At 69.8% G+C, this 6196-nt stretch carries 6 protein-coding genes and 1 pseudogene; 2 read left to right on the forward strand and 5 right to left on the reverse strand.

Translation table 11 applies throughout. From position 1 onward, the window contains the following. Positions 1–121 precede the first annotated feature (121 nt). From HV742_RS31840 to phoB, 5 genes are all read right to left on the reverse strand, one after another. Positions 122–616 (reverse strand): cupredoxin domain-containing protein, encoded by a 495-nt coding sequence (locus tag HV742_RS31840; protein WP_175147269.1) that lies wholly within the window; start codon positions 614–616, stop codon positions 122–124. 74 nt (positions 617–690) lie between these two features. Then, positions 691–2091 carry a heavy metal sensor histidine kinase gene (locus HV742_RS31845; protein ID WP_175147270.1) on the reverse strand — a complete coding sequence of 467 codons (1401 nt, stop codon included), beginning with the start codon at positions 2089–2091 and terminating at the stop codon, positions 691–693. After that, positions 2088–2774 carry a heavy metal response regulator transcription factor gene (locus HV742_RS31850; RefSeq protein WP_054418990.1) on the reverse strand — a complete coding sequence of 229 codons (687 nt, stop codon included), beginning with the start codon at positions 2772–2774 and terminating at the stop codon, positions 2088–2090. The genes HV742_RS31845 and HV742_RS31850 overlap by 4 nt, the downstream gene beginning before the upstream one ends. A gap of 64 nt (positions 2775–2838) precedes the next feature. Continuing rightward, positions 2839–4146, reverse strand: a complete 1308-nt coding sequence (gene phoR / locus HV742_RS31855) for a phosphate regulon sensor histidine kinase PhoR (RefSeq protein ID WP_049070940.1) — start codon at positions 4144–4146, stop codon at positions 2839–2841. Positions 4147–4158: 12 nt separating this feature from the next. Beyond that, positions 4159–4857, reverse strand: a complete 699-nt coding sequence (gene phoB / locus HV742_RS31860) for a phosphate regulon transcriptional regulator PhoB (RefSeq protein WP_006386862.1) — start codon at positions 4855–4857, stop codon at positions 4159–4161. Positions 4858–5018: 161 nt separating this feature from the next. Between phoB and ubiE the strand changes: the two genes are divergently transcribed. After that, entirely contained in the window at positions 5019–5795 is a 777-nt protein-coding gene (ubiE, locus tag HV742_RS31865) for a bifunctional demethylmenaquinone methyltransferase/2-methoxy-6-polyprenyl-1,4-benzoquinol methylase UbiE (RefSeq protein ID WP_054418993.1), read from the forward strand. 179 nt (positions 5796–5974) lie between these two features. After that, positions 5975–6196 (forward strand): annotated as a pseudogene (locus HV742_RS31870) (Tim44 domain-containing protein); the annotation flags it as partial.

Genomic DNA, 6196 nt, shown 5'->3' on the forward strand with positions numbered 1-6196 from the left:
GGCTCGCGGCGGCGGCGCGCCAGCGGCCCAGCGCCGCGAGCGCGCCGCCGGCGGCCAGCCCCTGCACGAAGCGGCGGCGGGCGGGAATGGGGAAGGCTGTCATGACGGATCCGCGGCGGCGCTACTGCACCGACACCGCGCCCTTCATGCCGGCGGCGTAGTGGCCGGGTTCCAGGCAGCCGAAGGACACGGTGCCGGCGCGGTCGAACTTCCAGACGATCCGGCCGCTCTTGCCGCCGTCCAGCGACACGGCATTGGCCTCTTCGTGGCGCATGCCGGGGTCCTTCATCATCATGGCGTAGTGGGCCTGCAGGTCGGCGTCGCTGCCCAGCACCATCTCGTGGCGGATGCGGCCCGAGTTGCGCACGTTGAAGCGCACCGTTTCGCCGGCCTTGACCTGTACCTGCGCGGGCGTGAAGCGCATGGCGTCGGTCATGTCGATGTCGATGCTGCGGGTGACGCGGGCGGCGTCGCCGGGCGTGCCGATGGGGGCGGAGGCCGCCGGCATGGCGTGGCCGGCGTGTTCGCCATGGGCGCCGGCCGCGAAGGCGGTGCCGGTGCCGAGCAGGGCGGCCAGGGCCGTGATCTGGGTGATGCGGAGCAAAGTGCCGTTCATGCTGTTCCCTTGATGGGGGTTGACCATGAGGGGCACTTTAGGAAAACCGGGGTGACCCGGTTCTGTCGCGAAGATTACTTCTTTGTAATGTGGTTGCCGGCGGTGTCCGGGTCCGACCCGCGCAGGGTGATGCCGACTACGGTGCCGCCGGGGCCGGAGGCCGCGTCGACCTCGCCGCCGTGCATGCGGGCGATGGCGCGCACGATCGCCAGGCCCAGCCCGTGACCCTCGCTGCGCGGCGCGCGCGCCTGGCCCGAGCGGAAGAAGCGGTCGAAGATGCGCGGCAGGTCGGCCTCGGGGATTGGCGCCCCGGGGTTGCGCACTTCGACCCGCGCGCCGGCCGGCCGCGGCTGGCAGGCCAGCACGATCTCGCCGCCGCGCGGCGTGGCCTTGATGGCGTTGGAGATCAGGTTGGCCAGCGCGCGGCGCACCAGCCCCGGATTGGCGGCGACGACGGCGTCGCCGTCGCAACGCAACGTGACGCCGCGGTCTTCCAGCGCCGCCTCGTAGAAGTCGGCGACGCGCCGGGCTTCGGCGGCCAGTGATACCGGCGCCAGGTCGGCGGCGCGTTCGCCACGGTCGGCGCGCGCCAGGAACAGCATGTCGTTGACCAGCGTTTTCAGGTCTTCCAGCGTCTCCAGGTTGGATTCCAGCGCATCGCGCAGCTCGGCCGCGTCGCGGCCGCTGGACAGGGTCACCTGGGTGCCGTTGATCAGCGTGGCCAGCGGCGTGCGCAGTTCGTGCGCGACGTCGGCGTTGAAGCCTTCCATCTGCTGGTAGGCGGCCTGCAGGCGCTCCAGCGTGCGGTTGAAAGACAGCACCAGCTCGTGCAGCTCGCGGTCGGTGTCGCGCAGCGGCAGGCGCACGGCCAGGTTGTCGGGCTGGATGCGGGCGGCCTGTTCCGACAGGCGGCGGGTGGGCGCCATGCTGCGGCGCACCGCCCAGGCCGCCAGCACCACGGTGGCGCCGACCCACAGCGCGCAGATCAGCGCCAGCGCGGTGCCGTAGGCGTACAGGAACTGCGAGCTGGTGCGGGTGCTGACCGCCACGGTAAGCTGCGCGCCCGGCAGGATGCGGTCGTCGACCGCGACGCGCAGGCCGCGCATGCGGCTGCCGTCGGCCAGTTGCAGCAGCACCTGCCGGTCGGGCAGCGTCTGCAATGTCAGGGGCGCGTCGCCGCCGTAGACCGGATGCCCCTGCGCGTCGACGATCCAGATGCCCAGCTGGCTCTGGCCGGTGCGCATGTCGTCGAACGTGGCGGCCAGGTCGTGCAGGCCGCGCGCGTTGTTCTGCATGTCGATCAGGTGGTTGATGAGCTCCAGCTTGCCGCTGACCTCGGTGATCTCCTGGCGTTCGACCTCGCGCTTGAGGGCCCAGAACAGGGTGGCGCCGGCCAGGCTGGAAACCAGCAGGGCGATGGCGCCCAGCAGCAGGGTCAGGCGCGCCTGCATCGAGCGCACGCGCGGCGCTTTCATTCGCGCGCCGGCTCCGGCCGCGATTCGAGCACGTAGCCCATGCCGCGCACGGTGTGCAGCAGCTTGGCCTCGAACGGGTCGTCCAGCTTGCCGCGCAGGCGCCGCACGGCCACGTCGATGACGTTGGTGTCGCTGTCGAAGTTCATATCCCAGACCTGCTCGGCCAGGGTGGTTCGCGACAGCACCTGGCCCTGGCGCCGCAGCAGCAGGGCCAGCAGGTTGAATTCCTTGGCGGTCAGGTCCAGGCGCCGGCCGCCGCGCGCGACCTTGCGGCGCGCCAGGTCCAGTTCCAGGTCGGCCAGGCGGAACACGGTGGGCTCCTGCGAACGGCCGCGCCGCAGCAGGGCCTGCACGCGCGCCAGCAACTCGGAGAAGGCGAAGGGCTTGACCAGGTAGTCGTCGGCGCCGCCTTCGAGCCCGCGCACGCGGTCCTCGACGGCGTCGCGCGCGGTCAGCATCAGGATCGGGGTGTCCTTGGTGGCGCGCACGGCGGCCAGGATGCCGAAGCCGTCCACGCCGGGCAGCATCACGTCCAGCACGATCAGGTCGTAGGCGCCTTCCAGCGCCAGGTGCAGGCCGTTGACGCCGTCGCGCGCCAGGTCGACGACGTGGCTTTGCTCCGACAACCCTTTCTTGAGGTAGTCGGCCAGCTTGGGTTCGTCTTCGATGACCAGGATGCGCATGGCGGGAAATTTACCATCCGCGCCGCGATTGCGGCGCGGATCCCGCGCGTGGCGTGACGCCGCTTCAGGCGGACGGATCGACGGCGATGCGGTCGGGGGGAAAGCGCAGCGCGAACACGCTGCCCTTGCCGGGTTCGCTGGTGATAAACAGTTCGGCGTCGTGGCGCATGGCGATGTGCTTGGTGATCGCCAGCCCCAGCCCGGTGCCGCCGACGGCGCGCGAGCGGCCGCGGTCGACGCGGTAGAAGCGTTCGGTCAGGCGCGGGATATGGCGGGCGGGAATGCCGATGCCGGTGTCCTGCACGCTGTAGCGGCCGCTGCCATCGGCTTCGCGTTCCCAGCGCACGGTGATGGTGCCGCCGTCGGGCGTGTAGCGCACGGCGTTGGTCAGCAGGTTCGACAGGGCCGAGGTCAGCTCGGTCTCGGCGCCCAGCACGTCCAGGGTTTCGTCGATGTGCCATTCGATCACATGGCGCCCGCCGGACAGGGCCTCGATCTGCTGGCGCGCCTTCTGCAGCAGCGCGCCCATGTTGACCGCGCGCGGGTCGCTGCCCGGCGACGATTCCAGCGTCGACAGCGTCAGCAGATCCTCGACGATGGCCTGCATGCGCTGGGCCTGCTCGTGCATCATGTCCAGGTACTGCGCGCGCTGCTCGGGCGGCAGGGCGTCGGCGGGCATGTCGCGCAGCGTTTCCAGGAAGCCGGCCAGCACCGTCAGCGGCGTGCGCAGTTCGTGCGAGACGTTGGCGACGAAATCGCGGCGGGTGGTCTCCAGGCGCTCGATCTGGGTGACGTCGCGGGTGATGAGCAGGCGCTGGTTGCTGGCGTAGGCCGTCAGCTGCATCATCATCAGCCGTTCCTGGCCGTTCTGGCCCAGGCGCACCAGGATCGGATCGGGCCAGGAGGCGCGGTGGGCGTATTCGACGAATTCCGGCGCGCGCAGCAGGTTCAGCAGGTTGTGGCCGCGATCGGCCGGCAGGCGCAGGCCCAGGTGCTGGCGCGCCATGCGGTTGCACCAGTCGATCTGGAAGTCTTCATTGAGCGTGACCGCGCCGTCCGGCAGCGCCTGGGCGGCCGCCAGCATGCCTTGCATGGTGTCGCGGGTCTCGGCCAGTTCGCGGGCGCGGGCCCGGGTGTAGCGGTAGAGGGGGGCGAGGATGTCGTCCCAGGGGCCGACCGAGGCGGGAGGGGAGGTGTCGGGGTGCCGGGCCCAATGGGACACCAGGTGCAGGCGCCAGCTGCGCCACAGCAGCATGGTGACCAGCGCGGCGCTGAACAGCGCCCAGCCCGCCGGGTCGCCGATCAGCCATTGCGCCAATAGCGCGATCGCCGCCCACAGGGCGACCAGGACAAGGGTGCGCAGCCAGATCATCGTGCGGGTGTTTTACCGCGCCGGGACCTGTGCCGTAAACCGGTAGCCGCTGCCGCGCACCGTTTCCACGTGCGCATCGTGGCCGCTGGGCTCCAGCGCCTTGCGCAGGCGGCGGATGTGCACGTCGACGGTGCGTTCCTCGACGAACACGTGATCGCCCCAGACCTGGTCCAGCAGTTGCGAGCGCGAGAACACGCGTTCCGGGTGGGTCATGAAGAAGTGCAGCAGGCGGAATTCGGTGGGGCCGATCTGCAGCGACTGGCTGTTGCCCGACAGGCGGTGCGTGACGGGGTCCAGCTTGAGGCCGCCCACGTCGATCACGTCGTCGGTCAGCTGCGGCGCGCGGCGGCGCAGCACGGCCTTGATGCGGGCCATCAGCTCCTTGGGCGAGAAGGGCTTGGTGATGTAGTCGTCGGCGCCGGCTTCGAGGCCGTCGACCTTGTCCTGCTCGGAACCCTTGGCGGTCAGCATGATGACCGGGACGGCGCGGGTGCGCTCGTCGTTGCGCAGCTTGCGCGCCATGGCCAGGCCGGAGGTGCCGGGCAGCATCCAGTCCAGCAGGATCAGGTCGGGCAGCTCGGCGCGGATCAGCGTCTGGGCCTGGTCGGCGTCGAAGGCGCGCAGCACTTTGTGGCCGGCGAAGGACAGGTTGACGGCGATCAGTTCCTGGATGGCGGGTTCGTCTTCGACGACGAGGATGGTGCTGGACATGGCGGATAGGGCACGCTTCGGAGCGCCGGCGCGGCGCGAACATTGCGATAGTATGGCCGCAATATTTCAGGTATGTGACCGCAGGGTGCCTTGCGCCGCCCGCGGGCGGCATCCGGCGGGCCCCGATAGGCTACCATTGGACGATATATCGGGAATTCACCATGCAAAACCCCTCCGAATCGCAACATTCCGCGGATTCCGCGTCCCAATCGACGCATTTCGGCTTCCAATCGGTGCCGGAAAGCGAAAAAGCCCGCAAAGTCGCCGAAGTCTTCCATTCGGTGGCGCAGCGCTACGACATCATGAACGATTTCATGTCGGCCGGCCTGCACCGCGTCTGGAAGGCCTTCACCATCGGCCGCGCCGCCATCCGACCCGGCATGAAGGTGCTGGACATCGCCGGCGGCACCGGCGATCTGGCCAAGGCTTTCGCCAAGCGCGCCGGCCCCACCGGCGAGGTCTGGCTGACCGACATCAACGATTCCATGCTGCGGGTCGGCCGCGACCGCCTGGCCGACGCCGGCCTGCTGGTGCCCACCGCTGTCTGTGACGCCGAGCGCCTGCCGTTCCCGACGGGGTATTTCGACCGCGTCAGCGTGGCCTTCGGCCTGCGCAACATGACCCACAAGGACCGCGCGCTGGCCGAGATGGCCCGCGTGCTCAAGCCGGGCGGCAAGCTGCTGGTGCTGGAATTCTCCCGCATCGCCAAGCCGCTGGCGCCGGCCTACGACTGGTACTCCTTCAACGTGCTGCCCTGGCTGGGCAAGACCGTGGCCAAGGACGAAGCCAGCTACCGCTACCTGGCGGAATCGATCCGCATGCACCCCGACCAGGAAACCCTGGCGGACATGCTGCGCACCGCCGGCCTGGAGCGGGTGCAGTACTTCAACCTTACGGCCGGCATCGCCGCCCTGCATGAGGGCGTGCGCCTGGGCTGACCTGCCCTGGGTCCGATACGGCTTTTCTTTGCCCCGGGGGAACTTGTGGGGCGACGGCTTGTCCGTTATTCTTACGTCATTCAGATTATTGTAAGAAAGTCGCGCTGAACGGCCGCACGATCCGTGCGGCTTTCCGCTGCTCGGGGCAGCGGGAAGCGCGGGTACGAGGGAGCAAATCCATGACCAAATTCTGTTTCTCGCGGTTTGTCGCCGCGGCGCTCATCGCCATCTCCGGCGCTGCGCTGGTGACGGCGTCGTTTGACGCCGAAGCCCGCCGCGCCGGCGGCGGCAGCAGCGTCGGCCGCCAATCCTCCAATGTGACCCAGCAGCGCCAGGCCACCACGCCGCCGACCGCCGCCAGCAACACCGCGGGCGCCACCGCGGCCCCGGCGGCCGCCGGC

It is taken from the genome of Achromobacter ruhlandii, assembly GCF_902859695.1.
GTDB classification, from domain to species: domain Bacteria; phylum Pseudomonadota; class Gammaproteobacteria; order Burkholderiales; family Burkholderiaceae_B; genus Achromobacter; species Achromobacter ruhlandii.

What these genes read in the sequence shown, in the direction of transcription:
- ubiE (WP_054418993.1), top strand. Translation starts at nt 5,019, where the DNA reads ATGCAAAACCCCTCCGAATCGCAACATTCCGCGGATTCCGCGTCCCAA.
- HV742_RS31845 (WP_175147270.1), bottom strand. Translation starts at nt 2,091, where the DNA reads ATGAAAGCGCCGCGCGTGCGCTCGATGCAGGCGCGCCTGACCCTGCTG.
- phoB (WP_006386862.1), bottom strand. Translation starts at nt 4,857, where the DNA reads ATGTCCAGCACCATCCTCGTCGTCGAAGACGAACCCGCCATCCAGGAA.
- HV742_RS31850 (WP_054418990.1), bottom strand. Translation starts at nt 2,774, where the DNA reads ATGCGCATCCTGGTCATCGAAGACGAACCCAAGCTGGCCGACTACCTC.
- HV742_RS31840 (WP_175147269.1), bottom strand. Translation starts at nt 616, where the DNA reads ATGAACGGCACTTTGCTCCGCATCACCCAGATCACGGCCCTGGCCGCC.
- phoR (WP_049070940.1), bottom strand. Translation starts at nt 4,146, where the DNA reads ATGATCTGGCTGCGCACCCTTGTCCTGGTCGCCCTGTGGGCGGCGATC.